Genomic DNA, 15,712 nt, shown 5'->3' with positions numbered 1-15,712 from the left:
AAACCGGCGCGCGGTCACCGGGACGACGGGCCATGCCTGTCGCCGCCCCGCGGCCCGTCATCGCCGCCTCGCCCGGGCACCCGGGCAGTGCGGGCCGGCCCCGAACGAAGCCCGCCCGATACGGATATTCCATGAGCATCGCCTCGGCCCTCGGCCTGACATCCTCGAAAAAGGTCCGCTACGCCTTCGTCGCCCTCGGCGACATCACGCAGGAAGCCATGCTGCCCGGCGTGAAGCACACCGGCAATTCGGAGATCGTCGCCTTCGTCACCGGCGATCCGGTGAAGGCGCGCGGCGTCGGCGCGCAATACGGCGTCACCGATACCTACGGCTACGAGGAGTTCGACGCCTTGCTGGCCTCGGGCACGATCGATGCGATCTATCTCGCCACGCCGAACTGGCGCCACGCCGAATTCGCGGTTCCCGCCCTGAAGGCCGGTATCCACGTCCTCGTCGAGAAGCCGCTGGAGATCTCGGCGGAGAAGTCCAGGGAGATCATCGCGGCGCAGAAGGCCTCCGGCGCCAAGCTCATGGTGGCCTACCGGCTGCATTTCGAGCCCTGCACCCTGGCGACCATCGACCTGATCCGATCCGGCCAGCTCGGCGAGCTGCTGACCTTCTCCTCGACCTTCACCCAGATGGTCTCGCCCGAGAACCACCGGGCGACGAGCGGCATCCAGGCGGGCCCGATCTTCGACATGGGTCCGTATCCGATCAACGCCGCCCGCTATATCTTCGGCGACGAGCCGACGGAGGTGGTCTCGGCGGTGGGCATCCGCCACCCCGGAGCCGGGCTGGGCGATTTCGACGATACCGTCGCGGTCACGCTCCGGTTCCCGCAGGACCGCATCGCGCAGTTCGTGCTGTCCTATTACGGCAATACCCTCGACAGCTATTCGGTCGTCGGCACCGAGGGCAGCGTCGAGGTCAACCCGGCCTATATGTACGGTAAGCCCCTGGAGCACACGGTCACCATCGGTGAGGACAAGAGCCACGCCAGCTTCAAGAACACCGACCATTTCGGCGGCGAACTGAAATACTTCTCCGATTGCATCCTTCATGACCGGGAACCCGAACCGGATGGCGAGGAAGGCCTCGCGGATCTCCGCGTGATCGAAGGCATCGTCCGCGCCCTCGAGACCGGGACGTCGCAGAGTCTCGAACCCTTCACCCGAACCAGGCGCATCGACACGAAGGCCCAGGAGCAGACGCTCTCGGCACAAAAGTCGCCGGAACTCATCAACACGTCGAATCCCGGCAAGGGCAAGGACAAGGTTCCGCTGAACTAAACAGGTTTCGCAGAACTGGTCCCCGGTCCTGAGATCACACTCTGCTTAGCCCGGCCGCATCGAGACCATATCCGTCCCTCGCTCTACAAGTTTTCAAGATGAATGACCGAGCCCAGGCGGGCACCGACCTCTCCGTCGATGCCGCGTGCATCGACCCGGGCGGCACGGAGTATCCGATCCAGGATTACGCTCCGCTGGGCGACGGCCGCTCCGTCGTCCTCGTCGGCCCGGACGGCGCGGTGGCGTGGTGGTGCGTCCCCGAGATGGATTCGCCGCCCCTGTTCGACCGGCTCCTGGAGCCGGACAGCGGCGGCTATTTCCAGGTTCGCCCCGAGGGCGCGTTCACGATGGAGCGGCGCTACCGCACCGACAGCAACGTGCTGGAGACGATCGTCGTTACCGGGACCGGGACGGCGCGGATGACCGAATCCCTCAACAGCAGCCGCGCCGGGCGCCTGCCCTGGTGCGAACTGGCGCGCCGGTTGGAGGGCGTATCGGGCACGGTTACGTTCCGGATCCGCGCCGTGTTCGGCACGCGCGGCGATTCTCTCTCGCCCTGGCTCCAGCCGACCCCCAACGGCTGCGTCTTCCATGTGGGACCGGTCCTCGGGGTAGTCCGCTTCAGCGACAACATCCGCGTCCTCGAGGAGGAGGATCGCACCATCTCCGCGACGGTGACGCTGGGGGAGGGGGAGCGCGCGCTGGTGGCGCTTCTCGCCGGCGAGGACGAGCCCATGGGCATCCCCACCATCGCGGAAATCGACGAGCGCATCGATGTCAGCGACGACGCCTGGCGGCACTGGGCGGAGGGGCTGCATTACGACGGCCCACATCGCTCCGAGGTGCGGCGCAGCGGCCTTGCCCTCAAGCTGCTGCTCTACTCGCCGACCGGCGCCATCGCCGCGGCGGCCACCACCTCCCTGCCCGAGCGGATCGGCGGGCCGAAGAACTACGATTACCGCTATGCCTGGATTCGCGACGCCGGTTACACCGTCAACGCCTTCCTGCGCGTCGGCGCGATGCCGGAGGCGAAGGCCGCCTTCTCCTGGCTGATGAAGCATCTCGGCACGCATGGGGCGCAGGTCTTCTACACCCTGCGCGGGGGTCAGGTGCCGGAGGAGACCTCCCTCGGCCTTGCCGGCTATCGCGGGTCGCGCCCGGTCCGGGTGGGCAACGCGGCGGCCCGCCAGCACCAGCACGGGATCTACGGCGACATCTTCGAGACCGCGACCCTGTTCGTCGCCGACGGCAACATCCTCGATCAGAAGAGCGCGAAAGTCCTGGCGGACCTCGCCGACGAATGCGCCGACCGCTGGCGGCAGAAGGATGCCGGGATCTGGGAACTGGAGGTCCCGCAGCATTACACGATGTCGAAGATCAGCGCCTGGCAGGCGCTTGCCCGCGCCGTCGAACTGGCGGAGGCCGGTCATATCGCGGAGACCTGCGTGCCGCGCTGGTCGCGGGAGCGGGATCGGATCCAGGCCTGGATCGAGGAGCATTGCTGGTCGGAGACGCGCCAAGCCTATACGTTCTACCCTGGCACCGACCGCCTCGACGCCTCCCTGACCCTGGCGGTCCGTTTCGGCTTCGACGGACGCGACCGCCTGTCCTCCACCCTCAATGCGATCCGCGAGGAACTCGGGCGCGGTCCGCTTCTCTATCGCTATTCGGGGGCCGAGAGGGAGGAGGGCGCCTTCATCGCCTGCTCGTTCTGGCTCGTGGAGGCCCTGGCCGAACTCGGTCGGCTGGACGAGGCCGAAGCGGTCTTCACCGGCATGCTGCACGCCGTCACGAGAGGCGTCGGCGTGATGAGCGAGATGGTCGATCCCGACACCGGCGACCATCTTGGCAACACACCGCAGGGCCTGAGCCATCTCGCCCTGCTTCACGCGGCCTGCTCCCTGCGTGGCGACCGCGAACGAGATCTGAAAGCGGCCCGATGACCGGCACCACCCTCGACACCCGTTCCGGCGCTCTCAGCCTGCCGGACGCGGCACCCAGCCGGCATCCCGGCCTCGTCCTCACCGCCCTGGCCATGGGCGGCTTTGCCATCGGTACCACCGAATTCGCGACGATGAGCCTGCTTCCGGCCTTCGCGCCCGATCTCGGCATCGACGCGCCGACGGCCGGACATGTCATCAGCGCCTACGCCCTCGGCGTCGTGGTCGGGGCGCCGGTCATCGCCGTGCTCGCGGCGACCATGGCTCGCAGGACGCTCCTCGTCGGGCTGATGGTGCTGTTCGCACTGGGCAACGTCCTGTCGGCCCTGGCACCGAACTATCACGGGATGCTGCTGTTCCGGTTCCTGGCGGGCCTGCCGCACGGCGCCTATTTCGGTGTCGCCGCCCTCGTCGCCGCCTCCCTCGTCCCACGGGAGCGGCGGACCCAGGCGGTCTCGCGGGTGATCCTGGGCCTCACCCTCGCGACGGTGGCGGGCGTGCCCCTCGCCAACGTGATCGGCCAGCTCGTGGGCTGGCGCTGGAGCTTCGGGCTCGTCGCCGTCCTGGCGCTCCTGACGGCGGTGTGCGTACGGATCCTGGCGCCCCTCGGACGACCGGCCTCGGGCGCCAGCGCGCTACGCGAACTCGGGGCCCTGCGGAGCGGACAGGTCTGGCTCACCCTCGCCATCGGCGCCATCGGCTTCGGCGGCCTGTTCTCGGTCTACACCTACCTCGCCTCGACGCTGATCGAGGTCACCCATGCCGCGCCGGCGGCGATCCCGCTGGTCCTCGCCGTGTTCGGCCTCGGCTTGACCGTCGGCAACCTCGTCTGCGCCTGGGCCGCCGACCGCGCCCTGATGCGGGCGGCCGGGCTGACCCTGGTCTGGACGACGGCGGCTCTCGCCCTCTACCCGTTTGCGGTGGGCAGCGTCTGGACCCTCGCGCCGGTGGTGTTCCTCATCGGCTGCGGCGGCGGCCTCGCCACCATCCTGCAGACCCGGCTGATGGATGTGGCCGAGGATGCGCAGACCCTCGCGGCCGCGCTCAACCACTCGGCCTTCAACTTCGCCAACGCGCTGGGTCCCTGGCTCGCCGGCCTCGCCCTTACCGCCGGCTTCGGCCTGCCCTCCACCGGCTGGGTCGGGGTGGCCCTGGCGCTCGGCGGGCTGGCGCTGTGGGGGGTCTCCGCCTCGCTGGAGCGGCCGCGCGCCCCCTCGTCCGCACTCCGGAGAGAGTGAGCGGCGGGCCGAGCCGACTCAGGGGGTCAGGGGCTGGATATCGAGATGCATGCCCCGGCCCCTCAGGACGCGGACGAGGCGGTCTTCGAGTTCGTCATCGAGCCCATTCACCTGCATGTGCAGGCGGCTCCCCTTCGCCGTGCCCGTCACCCAGAGACGATAGACCAGACCCTCCTCGCGCAACTGCGTCAGAAGCCGCTCGGACCCGATCCGGTTGGCTTCATCGTTCATCGCAATGAGGCTGGTGTCCATTCGAATCTCCCGTTACCGATTAGGACAACGTCCCAGGGCTCTGTTTCGTCCTGATGTCTCGGGTGCCTTCTTCGAACGAGGATAACGATCGGGACACGGCGAGCCTTTGGGCATCGAGGGAATCGAGTGTTCCGCGCCCCCATCCGACGCCGATCGACGGAGGCTAGCAATGGGCGGGCCGGCATTGTCTCCCCCGATACGGGGACGACCATGCAGGGTGCCCGAGGGATTCGGGGAGCGCTCTCCGGCGGCGTGCGCAGGTTTCCGCCACGCGGAATCGGCCTTAATCGGTCTTCAGCATAGAAATTTACTGTCGTTTATCGCCCCCGGCTCGATAATGTCTGGCGACGGAGCCGACGCGGCGCCTGGAGGCATGAGATGAAGTTCGGATCCGCTATCCTGATGGGACTCTTCGCGGCGTCCCCGGCCGCCGAGGCGCTGGCCCAGAGCCCGCGCGACGTGCCGATCACCCAGGACCTGCGCCGCGAGGAGCGCATCGAGCGCCGCCTCGACCGGAACATGCCGCCGCCGGTGGACCCCAACGTGTCGCCGGACAATCCGGACGGCGTCGTCGGCTTCGACGGCCCGCCCGGCATGTTCGAGAACGGTGTCGAGAACGGCAGCCCGATCCCCTCCGGATCCCCGGTGGACGACGACGACGATTGAGCATCGCGGCGGCATCCCCTTTCGCGGGGACGCGCCCTAGTTACGGCCTGTGCCTTCCGGTTTGATCAGCGTCCGCCTCCTGTCCTACAACATCCGTCATTGCCGCGGCATGGACGGGCGCGTGTCGCCGGAGCGGGTGGCCGAGGTCATCTCGGCTTGCGAGGTCGATCTCGTCGCGCTCCAGGAAGTCGATGTCGGACGCGGCCGGACCGGCGGCCTCGACCAGGCCGAGACCATCGCCCGGCGCCTCGGCATGGATCACCACTTCCAGCCGGCCCTGCATCTGGGCGAGGAGCGCTATGGCGACGCCATCCTGACCCGCCTTCCGTCGCGGCTGATCCAGGCGGGCATCCTGCCCGGTCTCGCGAACAGGCCGGGCCTGGAGCCGCGCGGAGCCCTGTGGGTGGAGGTGACGGCGAACCGGCAAACGCTGCAGGTCTTCAACACCCATCTCGGCCTGTCGGCGCGGGAGCGGATGGCCCAGGCGCAGGCCCTGCTCGGTCCCGACTGGACCGGATCGCCGGCCTGCGCCTCCCCCTTCGTCCTGATGGGAGATTTCAACGCGATCCCGCAATCGGCCGCCTACCGGCGCCTTGCCGCGCACCTCGCCGATGCGAGGCGGATCGCCGGGCGAAGGTCCGGCTCCGCCACCTTCCCGAGCCGCTGGCCGCTGCTGCGGATCGACCATGTCTTCGTCGGGCCGGGGATGCGGGTCCGGCGCATGGAGGTGGTACGCACGGGGCTCGCCCGCCGGGCCTCGGACCACCTGCCCCTCCTCGTCGAATTGGAGATCGCGCCGCCCTCGGTCTGACCCGGAGCCTCGAACGCTACCGGATTCGCACATCCGCTGGACAGCGGTGCCCCTACGCCAGAGCGTTCGACATGAGGCGCGACGGGCTCCGTCTCCCGAAAGAAGAGGGCTGGCGTGAGGTGTGGTCCATCTGCGGAAAGCTCATACACCTCACGCTGTCCCTCTCCTTTCATGAGAGGGGACCCGCGCATCCCGCGAGATATGTGAATATCGGAGGCCTCGAACGCCGGGGAGGATGGGGCGGTCCGACCGCTTTCGGTCGCGGGATGTCGTCAAGACGATGCCGCCCGCAGGGAACGACCCGAACCGCCCTCTATGGACCGCTGCGCACCCGCTTTGCCGAGCCAGGAACGGAGAAGGCGAAGTGACCGCCGTGGGTCGGATGATGACGAGGGCGTGAGGGAGCAAACCGCTTCCGCGCGGCTTGTCCCCCCGGCGGTGCGACGGGCATCGACCATGTTCAGGGATCGATCAGGAAGTGCATGGCCGAGGATGTGACGTCGACGGGCTACGAGTGGACGCTGGCGAGCTTTACCGACACCATCCATCGTGGCGGTGTCGCCCTATGGGCCTGGTCACCGACGCGTAGGCTGGCCCAGCTCGACGGGCTCTGCCGCGAGTTCTGGGGTACGTCCGAGTCCGTCGTCCCCATCGACGACCTCTTCGAGCGTGTGAACGCCGAGGACCGCCGCGCAATGATGCGCGACTGGGCAGCGAGCGAGGCGGAGTCCCATCCCTACAGCTTCGACTTTCGCATCGGCGACGGCCCTCACGCACGCTGGGTCTCCGCCCGCGGGGTCGGTGGGGAGGCCGGCAAGGTCGGCGAGTGGGTCCAGGCCATCTTTCTCGACGTCACCCGGCAGAAGCGCGCCGAAGAGGCCGAGCACCTCCTGACGGCGGAGCTCGCCCATCGTGTCTCGAACATGTTCTCCGTCGCCCGGGCGCTGACCGCCATCGTCGCCCGGAGCGCCACATCGACCCCGCACTTCGCCGAGGACCTGTCGCAACGCTTCGGCGTGCTGCACGAAGCCACCACCCTCGCGACGCGAGCACAGGCCGGAGACCAGGGTAAAGTCAGGCTGCGGACCCTCGCCGAGCGGATCCTGTCCCCCTATCTCGACGGCGGCAACATCGAGATCGACGTCGAGGACGGCGCCGTGGCGCCCCCCGACAAGGTCAACGACTACGCCATGATCCTGCACGAGCTCGCCACCAACTCCGCCAAGTATGGCGCCCTGTCGGGAGGTGGCACGCTGACGGTGACGGGTCGCGTTTCGGACGGCACGCTGACGCTCGATTGGGAGGAGACCTCGGTAGCCTCGGGGACGGCCGCGTCCGATGGTGGCGGGTTCGGATCCCGGCTGTTGAAACAGACGATCGAGCGCAGCCTCGGCGGCCGCTTCACCCGCCGGATCAACGAGGCCGGTCTGGGCTTCAAGATGCACGTCCCGGCCGTCTGAACGACCATCCGTCCCTCTTCACGTCACCGACCAGGAAACCGGACATGGCCCACGTCCTCGTCATAGGCGCCAGCCAGGGCATTGGCCTGGAAACGGTGAAGGCGGCCCTGGCGGCCGGCCATCGCGTGCGGGCCTTCGCCCGGTCTGCCGCGACCATGTCGCTGTCGGGCCAGGGGCTGGAACGCTTCCCCGGCGACGCCCTGAACGCCACCGACGTCGCGTCCGCCCTGGAGGGCATCGACGTCGTGGTGCAGGCCCTGGGCGTCCCGGCGAAGAACCTGCTCGGGCCGGTGACCCTGTTCTCGGACGCGACCAACGTGCTGGTGCCGGCCATGGAGAAAGCCGGCATCCGGCGCATCCTCTCCGTGACCGGCTTCGGCACCGGCGACAGCCGTGACGCCATCGGCCTCTTCCAGCGCATCCCCTTCCGCCTCGTGTTCGGGCGGGCCTACGACGACAAGGACGCCCAGGAGATGCGGATCCGCCGAAGCGGCCTGGACTGGACCTTCGTCCGGCCAGGCGTCCTCACGCCCGGCTCGGCCACGGGACGCTACAGGATCCTGACGGAGCCCTCATCCTGGCGGAACGGCCTGATCTCCCGGGCCGACGTGGCGCATTTCATCGCCGGGGAGATCGACGGGCGATCCTACGAACGCAAGGCCGTCGTGCTCATCGGCTAGGCAGGTTTCGCAAAGCGATACCCGGCTCTGCGATGAAAATCTGAGGCATATCAAAGCGCTGTCGCTACCGATCTTTGGCCGCTTTCCCAAGGGTGCGTCCCAAAGCTGGTCGGATACCTGTCTCTCCGTTGTGGACCTCATGGGTTGAGACCAACGTTCATGTGTCAGGCGGAAAGCCGTGCGCCGGCCGAGAACGGTCGGATGTGGAACCCGGAGGAAACGACATGCCGAACCATATGTTCGACGAGACCAACATCACGTGGCGGACGCTCGATTGGCTCCCTCACATCGCGTTCTTCGTCTACAAGGTCGACGAGGAAAACCGCATCGTCGACGTCGTATTCAAGTTCGCGGCGAACCAGAAGGTGATGCTCCATCGGCATAAGAGCCCCTACGTGACGCTTGTGATGCAGGGTGAGCTCAGGTTCTATCGCGAGAACGGGACCCTGAAGGAGATCCGCCCGACCGGCAGCTACGTCTCGGGCGTGGCGAACGGCGACCCACACATGGAGGGTGGTGGCGACGAGGACGCGATCGTGTTCTTCAGCAACCGCAACATCGAGGACGCGCTGTACGAGTTCCTCGACGAGGCGGGCAATCCCGTCCAGGTCCTCGGCATCGCGGACTTCAAGGCGCAGCTCGAAGACCAGATCGCGACGGGCACCTTCGCCAAGGTCACCGCCAGGGCAGCGTAGCCCTCGTGTTCACCGGGGATGCGGAAGGCATCCCCGGCATTCGCCTATGCGATCACCTGGCCCAGTTGCTCATGCGGATGGGCTACCGCACGATCGAGGCTAAGACCTATGTCCGCATTGCGAACATCAAGCGACCGAAGGGAGCCGGTCCGCTCACTGTTCGATCCGGTCGACCCCTCCGTCCTGTTAGGTAGCTTGAAAGCGGACCTTCCCAATGCTTGCCAAGGGTCGAAAGCAGTCCGACAGCGTGTACCAAACGTCAGACTTTCATCACTAGAGTTGCGCTCGACCCGACTCGATCGGGCGCAACTCTAGGATCGGGGCTTACCCCGCAGCGTGATGCGCGTCAGCTCGGACGGTGGCCCGAGCCGCAAGGCGAAGCCCGGCCACAGCCCCGTGCCGTTATTGACGTAGAGCGTCATGCCTCCGACCGCGTATGCGCCGGAGACGAAGCCGGCATTGGCGCGCGCGACCAGCCGGTCGAGGCCCCAGACCATCCCGCCATGCGTATGCCCGGAAAGTTGCAGGGCCACCCCCTTCGCGGCCGCCCGCGCCGCATCCTTCGGCTGATGGTCGAGCAGGACGATGGGGGCATCGGGCGGCGCACCGGCCAGCGCAGCGTCGAGGTCGTGCACCGGCCGACCCGAATGCGACGCCGACAAGTCGGTCACGCCCGCGAGGACCAAGGCATCGGCACCGCGCCGCAGGACCGTATGCTGGTTCTCGAGCACGCCCATCCCCAGCTCGGCATAGCGACGCATCCACCCTGCATAGTCGAAGAAATACTCGTGGTTGCCGGGGATCACCCAGACCCCGTCCGCGGCATGGAGACCATGCAACGGTTCGACGTCGGCGCGGCGCGATGCGAGGGCTCCGTCGATCAGGTCGCCGGTGACCACCACGAGATCGACGCCGAGCGCGTTGGACCGCGTCACCACCTCCCGCGCCCACGCCGCCGGGAATAGGCGGCTGAGATGCAGGTCCGTCAGCTGGAGCAGGGTGAAGCCGTCGAAGCCGGCCGGAAGGTTCTCGATCTCGACGGTGACGTCCTTGAGCGGTGGCACCCGCACCGCCTGCTGCACCGCCACCGCCGACAGAAGCATGGCCAGCGCCGCCTCGGCGTAGCGCCAGCCGGCCGGGATCATCCAGCCTCCGCCGGGCACGAGCCTGGAGACCAGCGCCACGACGTCGAGGGCCAGCTGCATCGCCGCCAGGAGGAAGATCGCTCCGAAGGCCCAGTTGAACAGCACGATCAGCAACCGGGGAAACTCGGGCGCGAAGACCGAGCCGGACGAGAGGCGGCTCCACAGATGGTACTGCGACGCGACGAGCAGGAGGAGAGCGATGCCGGCCTTCACGGCGAACGGCCATGGCAGAGGCCAGAGTACTCTCGTGATGACGTACAGGCAGGGCAGACCGAAAATCAGGTGGAACATGCTCTCGTATCGGCGACGGTGGACGGTCGGCACGGAGCCGATCCTGCTCCCGCATGGAATGAGGCCATATCACCGACCGCGCGACGTGGGACGCGGCGATCCACCTCGCCCGCACCATCACGTGCTTTCGAGCACACCCACTGTCCTCGAAAGGTCCCGTCCGTTGGATCTCGACCTCTATGAGGCCTCGGCGGGCTCTGCCGCTCCGGCCGGCGCCGGCCCGGGATCCGCGACCGCGTCGGCCCCCTCGCGGCGCCGGCAAAGGGCGCGATGGCGGCGCCAGGGCCGCCAGGCATCGGCGAGACCGACGGGATCGCCGAGGTGGAACGCTTCGACGAGGCGCGCGACGGGTCCGCGCCGGGAGGCCACGAGGGAGCATAACCGCCGCGACGGGACGAGGGCGGGATCGTCGATCGCCGCGAGCAGCCCCTTGTTCCGCACCGCCTCCTCGAAGGCGTCGCGCGGGCAGCCGGCATGATGGGCGATCAGGCCGTTCCTCACCCGGGCGATGGCGATGCGCCGCGCATCGTCCGCCTGCACGTCGAGCGCTTCGAGGGCGAGGTCGCATTCGGTGTCGTAGCCCATGGAGCGGTTGTTCAGGTTGGTCGACCCGACCCGAAGCATCCGGTCGTCGAAGATCGCGACCTTGGAATGGACGAGGATCGGGCGACCCTGGACCGTGTGTGGGGCCAGGATGCGCAAGCGACGATACGGGTCGGCTGCGCGGAGCCGCGCGATCAGGCCCCGCCGCGCCCCGTCCATGGTGATCCGGTCGAAACCGTTCGGGCTCTGTTCGGCAAGTACCACCACGATGTCGGGTCCCTCCGGTTCGGCGAGGCGCGCGGCCAGGGCCTCGCCGATGAGGGGAGAGGTGAAGTACTGGTTCTCGAGATAGATGTGGCGGGACGCGCGGCGGATCGCCAGCAGATAGAGGGCCTCGTTCTCGCGGATCGCATCCCCTGATTCCCGCCCCGGTATCGTGCGGGCGAGCCCCACGGCCACGTCCTCGAAGAGCGGCGTCACCGAATCCGGCCAAGGATCGGAGAATGAAGGATCGGAGAATGAAGGATCGGAGAATGAAGGATCGTCGGGGCGAGGATCGCTCGCGTTCCGACTGCCCGCCTCTGGCACGGCCGGCGCGAGACGCGCGCCCGTCGCCTCCTGCCAGCGCAGGCGAGCGAGGTCGGAGAGGGCCGAAGCGGCCAGGCCGTCGACGAGCATCATGACGTCGTGGCGCGGCGGGTAATCCTCGCCGGTCGGTAGGCGCCGGCGAGGGTCGCGGTCCCGATGGGCCGGCGTGTCCCAGCGGTTCACCTCGAAATCACTGCCGCCGCAGAAGGCGATCCGGTCGTCCACCACCAGCACCTTCTGGTGCTGGCAGGCCCCGAAGGAGAGGCGGGAATCGACGACGTAGTCGATTCCGGGTCCGAGCCGGGCGCGGATGTCGTCGGGCTTGAGATCGGTGCCGGCGGAGATCGGCCAGGGCATGTCCCAGATCAGGAGGCGGATCTCGACCTCGGGCCGCGTCGCTTTCAGGCGCCGCAGCAGATCGGCCATGGTCTCGCGGTCCGCCTCGCCCTGGGGCATCAGCCGCACGCGCGGGTCGAAGCTCCAGCCGACCAGCAGCACGGAGGATCGCGCCTTGAGGATCGCTTCACGCGCCGCGGCGAAATAGGCGGCCCCATCGTGCAGGATCGCCACGCGGGCCGCCCGCTCCTGGCGCCAGCAGGTCGAACCGGGCACCAGCCAGGATGTCGGGGGGGACGAACCGCTCATATCAACCTTTCGACGTCACCGCTCTCACGCCGGCGTCCCCGCGTGACGGGCGTTCAGCTTGTGCCTCACCCGGCGCCGTGTGAGGGCGACGGCCGCGACCGTGGCGGCAAAGCCGAGACCGAGAAAGAGCCAATGCTCGGTCGTATCGCTGCCGGCCGCGCGCCCGATGATTCCAAGATAGACGCAGACGACCGTACCCGGCAGCATCCCGAGGATCGTCGACACGAGATAGGCGCCCATGCCCACATCGGTGAGACCCAGGGCGTAGTTCTGGGCGTTGAAGGGGACGAAGGGGCTCAGCCGCATCAGGGTGAGAAGGCGCCATCCGCCATCCCCCACCGCCTCCATGGTGGCGACCATGGTCGGCCGCCGCGCGATGAGCCCGCGCAGGCGTTCGCGAAACAGGTACCGGCTGGCGACGAAGGCCAGGACGGAGCCCGCCGCGGCCGAGACCAGGGCGATGGGCATGGCCCACCAGCCGAAGGCCACCGCCCCGGCGATCGTGAGCGGGGTGCACGGGACCACCGCCAGGGTCGCCAGGAAGAAGATCGCGCCGAAGGCGAGGGGACCGAGGACGCCGAGGCCCGCCGTCCATTCGGCAAAGCCGCGCAGCCACTCGTCCATGGGCAGCCACCACCAGGCGCCCGCCAATCCCACAAGGGCGAGGGCAGTCACGCTCCAGTATCGGATGTCGCTGTCGGTCACGGACCCCTCTGTTTCATCGGCCGAGCCATCCATCGCATCTCGCACCGCGGCAGGAAAACCCCAAGGGGTTTCGCCTGCGAAAGCCTGTTCTCGTCGAGCGACCCGACCCGGTGGAGGAAGCGCTGGGAGCGCGCGCCCGACTTTTGCATGTGCGACAACGGCGCGTAGGCGCCCTGGTTCGAGGTGGATCGTTGTCGCTTCGGGAGTCGTCGCAGGGCGCTTCGGGAGCCGTCGCAGGGAATGGCCCAAAATCGGCTTGCTCTTGCCATGTGTGAATGTCCCGCCGCCGGGACCATGCCATGGCCCCATCCACACGATACGCGACAAACGCGAAACGAGGCCGGCGGGCGATGCTGAAACAGGATTCGGACGAGGCAGGATCCGCGGATAGTGCGGCTCGTAACAAACGACATGCCGCGGGCCGTGCCGCCGCACCCACATTCGACCAGATCCGTCGGCGCGCCTATGAACTCTGGGAGCGCAATCACCAGCCGATGGGGTTCGAGATCGAGTTCTGGCTCATGGCCGAGAAGGAGTTGCGGGCCGAGCGGGACCGTGCGGCGAAGGCCGAGGCGACGGAATCCGGCGACACCCTCCCGCTTTCGCGAGGCTCGAGCGGGCCGTAAGACGAATTCCCCCGCGATTTGGCCAGCGGCACATATCGCTCATATCGAAAGCGCATCAGCGCATGACTACCTCCAGAAAATTGATGATCGATTATAATAAAACTGCATAACCAGTGAGCATTCGCGCCAGTTCTTGGAGATAAAGTTCGCAACAGGTCGCCTCATGGTTTTAGGAATTATTTAGGTTTTTTGCGTATATTGGAGGCGGATACCATCAAGGGATGACCTCCCGTCATCGGAACGCTTTTCATGCTGAGCCGCCTTTCCCTGCGAGCGCGCCTCATCGGCGCCTTTTCGATCACGACGCTGCTTCTCGCGAGCATGGGGGCCGTGGCGTTGACCGCCACCCGAACGATCAACGGACATCTGGTGACGGTGCAATCGGACGCTCTGCCGAGCGTCGCCAAGGCCGGTGAGATCTCCGGCTGGATCGGGCGCTACGCGATCAGCATCTATCGCCATCTCGGCGCGATCGATCCGGATTCGAAGAAGCGCTACGATGCCGAGATCATCGACCGTCAGGGCAAGGTCACGCGCATGCTGGCCGAGTATGCGAGCCTCGCCACCTCCCCGAGCGAGAAGTCCGTCTACGGCACGCTCAACACGACCTGGCTCGATTACCAGAAGGAGAACAAGGCGATCCTCGATCTCTCGCGCAGCGGGATGAACGAGGATGGGCTCGAGCGGCTGCAGGGGAAGTCAACCGAACTCCAGCGCCTGTGTAGCTCGCTGGCGGACCGGCTCGTGGCCATCAACAACGAGGTGGCGGAGACGTCCCGGCTCGCGAGCCGGCAGGCCTTCGACCGCACCGAGACCCTCGTCCTCGGAGCGGGCCTCGGCGGCCTCGTCCTGTCGGCCCTGCTCGCGTTCTGGATCATCCGAGGCGTCACCGGAGGCATCGCCTCGGTGGTGCGGCCGATGCAGGCGCTGGCCTCCGGCGACCTGTCCGTGGCGATCCCGCGCCAGGGGGAGGGGACCGAGATCGGCACGATCGCGGATGCGGTGCAGGTGTTCAAGACGCGCCTCGTCGAGATGCGCGCATTGGAGAAAGAGACCGTGCTCGCGCGCGCCGGTGCCGAAGCCCAGCGGCAGGCCGCCATGCACACGATGGCGGTGGATTTCGAGCAGGCCGTGGGCGGCATCATCGGCACCGTGGCGGCGGCGGCGAGCCAACTCCAGGGCACCGCGCGTTCCATGACGGCGACGGCCACGCACACCGCCTCGCAATCCCTGAATGTGGCGGCGGCGGCGGAAGAGGCGGCCTCCAACGTCAACACCGTGGCGGCGGCCGCCGAACAGCTCGGCTCCTCGGTCCAGGAAATCGGACGTCAGGTCGACGGATCGGCCGATCTCGCCACCCTCGCGGTGAACGAGGCGGCACGGACCGCCACCCTCGTCGAGGAACTCAGCAGGGCGGCGGGCCGGATCGGCGACGTTGTCTCGATCATTTCGGACATCGCCGGGCAGACCAACCTCCTGGCGCTGAACGCCACCATCGAGGCGGCGCGGGCCGGTGAAGCGGGCCGGGGCTTCGCCGTGGTCGCCGCCGAGGTGAAACAGCTCGCCAGCCAGACCACGCGCGCGACCCAGGAGATCGGCGACCAGATCGGCCGGATCCAGGCCTCGACCGGACAGGCGGTCTCGGCGATCGGAACCATCACCTCGCGGATCGGCGAGATCAGTACCGTCGCCACCTCCATCGCCGCCGCCGTGGAGCAGCAGGGCGCGGCGACCCAGGAGATCGTCCGCAACGTGTCCCAGGCCGCCCTGGGGACGGGACAGGTCACTGCCAACGTCGCCAGTGTCGCGAACGCGGCCGAGGAGACGGGCGCCGCCGCGAGCGAGGTCCTCGCCTCGGCCTCCGCGCTGTCGCGGCAATCCGAGCATCTCAGCGCGGAGGTGGCCCGTTTCCTCGCCACCGTGCGCGCCGCCTGACCGGCCAAGCGGGACGCTCTCCGCGCCGATGCGGGACGTGCGTGATCTGTGGCTTTCGTGCCTTGAGGCGAGGCGAAACGGCCCTCGGCCTGCCTATGGAGGAGGCATCCGGCGCGCTCGCCCGACCTTGCCCGTAATGTGAGTTTTGTTGGCATCGATCTTGTTACGTCACTCCCGCGCGGCCGGCGGCGATCGTCCGTGCA

General features: G+C 67.9%; 14 protein-coding genes. 10 read left to right on the top strand and 4 right to left on the bottom strand.

Annotation, left to right across the window (positions count from 1 at the left end):
• The first annotated feature begins 131 nt into the window (after positions 1-131).
• The 3 genes from K368_RS0119485 (at position 132) to K368_RS25135 (ending at position 4,467) form a co-directional block, all read left to right on the top strand.
• Positions 132-1,289, top strand: a complete 1,158-nt coding sequence (locus tag K368_RS0119485; RefSeq protein ID WP_027173799.1) for a Gfo/Idh/MocA family oxidoreductase — start codon at positions 132-134, stop codon at positions 1,287-1,289.
• A gap of 98 nt (positions 1,290-1,387) precedes the next feature.
• Positions 1,388-3,232 (top strand): glycoside hydrolase family 15 protein, encoded by a 1,845-nt coding sequence (locus tag K368_RS0119480; protein WP_027173798.1) that lies wholly within the window; start codon positions 1,388-1,390, stop codon positions 3,230-3,232.
• Positions 3,229-4,467, top strand: coding sequence for an MFS transporter (locus K368_RS25135; protein ID WP_036266519.1), 1,239 nt, complete (start codon positions 3,229-3,231; stop codon positions 4,465-4,467). Before K368_RS0119480 ends, K368_RS25135 begins: the two co-directional genes overlap by 4 nt.
• Positions 4,468-4,485: 18 nt before the next feature.
• Here K368_RS25135 and K368_RS0119470 read toward each other — a convergent pair whose 3' ends face one another.
• Positions 4,486-4,719 (bottom strand): hypothetical protein, encoded by a 234-nt coding sequence (locus K368_RS0119470; RefSeq protein ID WP_027173797.1) that lies wholly within the window; start codon positions 4,717-4,719, stop codon positions 4,486-4,488.
• A 378-nt stretch (positions 4,720-5,097) separates the two neighbouring features.
• Here K368_RS0119470 and K368_RS0119465 point away from each other — a divergent pair, with 378 nt between their 5' ends.
• The 5 genes from K368_RS0119465 to K368_RS0119445 all read left to right on the top strand — a co-directional run bounded on the left by K368_RS0119465 (position 5,098) and on the right by K368_RS0119445 (position 9,031).
• Positions 5,098-5,385 (top strand): hypothetical protein, encoded by a 288-nt coding sequence (locus tag K368_RS0119465; RefSeq protein WP_027173796.1) that lies wholly within the window; start codon positions 5,098-5,100, stop codon positions 5,383-5,385.
• A gap of 49 nt (positions 5,386-5,434) precedes the next feature.
• A complete protein-coding gene (locus K368_RS0119460; protein WP_027173795.1) occupies positions 5,435-6,196 on the top strand; it encodes an endonuclease/exonuclease/phosphatase family protein in 762 nt (253 codons plus the stop codon).
• A gap of 482 nt (positions 6,197-6,678) precedes the next feature.
• Positions 6,679-7,656: an HWE histidine kinase domain-containing protein gene (locus K368_RS0119455; RefSeq protein ID WP_027173794.1), complete on the top strand. Its 978-nt coding sequence runs from the start codon at positions 6,679-6,681 to the stop codon at positions 7,654-7,656.
• Positions 7,657-7,700: 44 nt separating this feature from the next.
• Positions 7,701-8,336: an NAD(P)H-binding protein gene (locus K368_RS0119450; protein WP_027173793.1), complete on the top strand. Its 636-nt coding sequence runs from the start codon at positions 7,701-7,703 to the stop codon at positions 8,334-8,336.
• Between the two features lie 224 nt (positions 8,337-8,560).
• Complete coding sequence (locus K368_RS0119445; RefSeq protein ID WP_027173792.1) at positions 8,561-9,031, top strand: hypothetical protein; 471 nt, start codon at positions 8,561-8,563, stop codon at positions 9,029-9,031.
• A gap of 311 nt (positions 9,032-9,342) precedes the next feature.
• On the opposite strand, the gene K368_RS0119440 is transcribed toward K368_RS0119445, so the two are convergent.
• From K368_RS0119440 to K368_RS0119430, 3 genes are all read right to left on the bottom strand, one after another.
• Positions 9,343-10,467, bottom strand: a complete 1,125-nt coding sequence (locus K368_RS0119440) for a metallophosphoesterase (RefSeq protein WP_027173791.1) — start codon at positions 10,465-10,467, stop codon at positions 9,343-9,345.
• A gap of 177 nt (positions 10,468-10,644) precedes the next feature.
• Positions 10,645-12,243 carry a phospholipase D-like domain-containing protein gene (locus K368_RS0119435; protein WP_027173790.1) on the bottom strand — a complete coding sequence of 533 codons (1,599 nt, stop codon included), beginning with the start codon at positions 12,241-12,243 and terminating at the stop codon, positions 10,645-10,647.
• Between the two features lie 24 nt (positions 12,244-12,267).
• The gene (locus K368_RS0119430; protein ID WP_027173789.1) at positions 12,268-12,948 is read right to left on the bottom strand and encodes a TVP38/TMEM64 family protein; all 681 of its coding nucleotides are present in this window, start codon (positions 12,946-12,948) and stop codon (positions 12,268-12,270) included.
• A 350-nt stretch (positions 12,949-13,298) separates the two neighbouring features.
• On the opposite strand from K368_RS0119430, the gene K368_RS27685 reads away from it, so the two are divergent.
• Positions 13,299-13,574, top strand: coding sequence for a DUF2934 domain-containing protein (locus tag K368_RS27685; RefSeq protein WP_036266517.1), 276 nt, complete (start codon positions 13,299-13,301; stop codon positions 13,572-13,574).
• 249 nt (positions 13,575-13,823) lie between these two features.
• Positions 13,824-15,509, top strand: coding sequence for a methyl-accepting chemotaxis protein (locus tag K368_RS0119415; protein ID WP_027173788.1), 1,686 nt, complete (start codon positions 13,824-13,826; stop codon positions 15,507-15,509).
• Positions 15,510-15,712: the final 203 nt, after the last annotated feature.

Source organism: Methylobacterium sp. 10, assembly GCF_000519085.1.
Lineage (GTDB): Bacteria > Pseudomonadota > Alphaproteobacteria > Rhizobiales > Beijerinckiaceae > Methylobacterium.
The sequence above is the reverse complement of the archived record's forward strand: the minus strand, read 5'-3'. Positions and strand labels throughout refer to the sequence as shown.

What these genes read in the sequence shown, in the direction of transcription:
- K368_RS0119480 (WP_027173798.1), top strand. Translation starts at nt 1,388, where the DNA reads ATGAATGACCGAGCCCAGGCGGGCACCGACCTCTCCGTCGATGCCGCG.
- K368_RS0119465 (WP_027173796.1), top strand. Translation starts at nt 5,098, where the DNA reads ATGAAGTTCGGATCCGCTATCCTGATGGGACTCTTCGCGGCGTCCCCG.
- K368_RS0119455 (WP_027173794.1), top strand. Translation starts at nt 6,679, where the DNA reads ATGGCCGAGGATGTGACGTCGACGGGCTACGAGTGGACGCTGGCGAGC.
- K368_RS27685 (WP_036266517.1), top strand. Translation starts at nt 13,299, where the DNA reads ATGCTGAAACAGGATTCGGACGAGGCAGGATCCGCGGATAGTGCGGCT.
- K368_RS0119450 (WP_027173793.1), top strand. Translation starts at nt 7,701, where the DNA reads ATGGCCCACGTCCTCGTCATAGGCGCCAGCCAGGGCATTGGCCTGGAA.
- K368_RS0119470 (WP_027173797.1), bottom strand. Translation starts at nt 4,719, where the DNA reads ATGGACACCAGCCTCATTGCGATGAACGATGAAGCCAACCGGATCGGG.
- K368_RS0119415 (WP_027173788.1), top strand. Translation starts at nt 13,824, where the DNA reads ATGCTGAGCCGCCTTTCCCTGCGAGCGCGCCTCATCGGCGCCTTTTCG.
- K368_RS25135 (WP_036266519.1), top strand. Translation starts at nt 3,229, where the DNA reads ATGACCGGCACCACCCTCGACACCCGTTCCGGCGCTCTCAGCCTGCCG.
- K368_RS0119445 (WP_027173792.1), top strand. Translation starts at nt 8,561, where the DNA reads ATGCCGAACCATATGTTCGACGAGACCAACATCACGTGGCGGACGCTC.
- K368_RS0119440 (WP_027173791.1), bottom strand. Translation starts at nt 10,467, where the DNA reads ATGTTCCACCTGATTTTCGGTCTGCCCTGCCTGTACGTCATCACGAGA.
- K368_RS0119435 (WP_027173790.1), bottom strand. Translation starts at nt 12,243, where the DNA reads ATGAGCGGTTCGTCCCCCCCGACATCCTGGCTGGTGCCCGGTTCGACC.
- K368_RS0119485 (WP_027173799.1), top strand. Translation starts at nt 132, where the DNA reads ATGAGCATCGCCTCGGCCCTCGGCCTGACATCCTCGAAAAAGGTCCGC.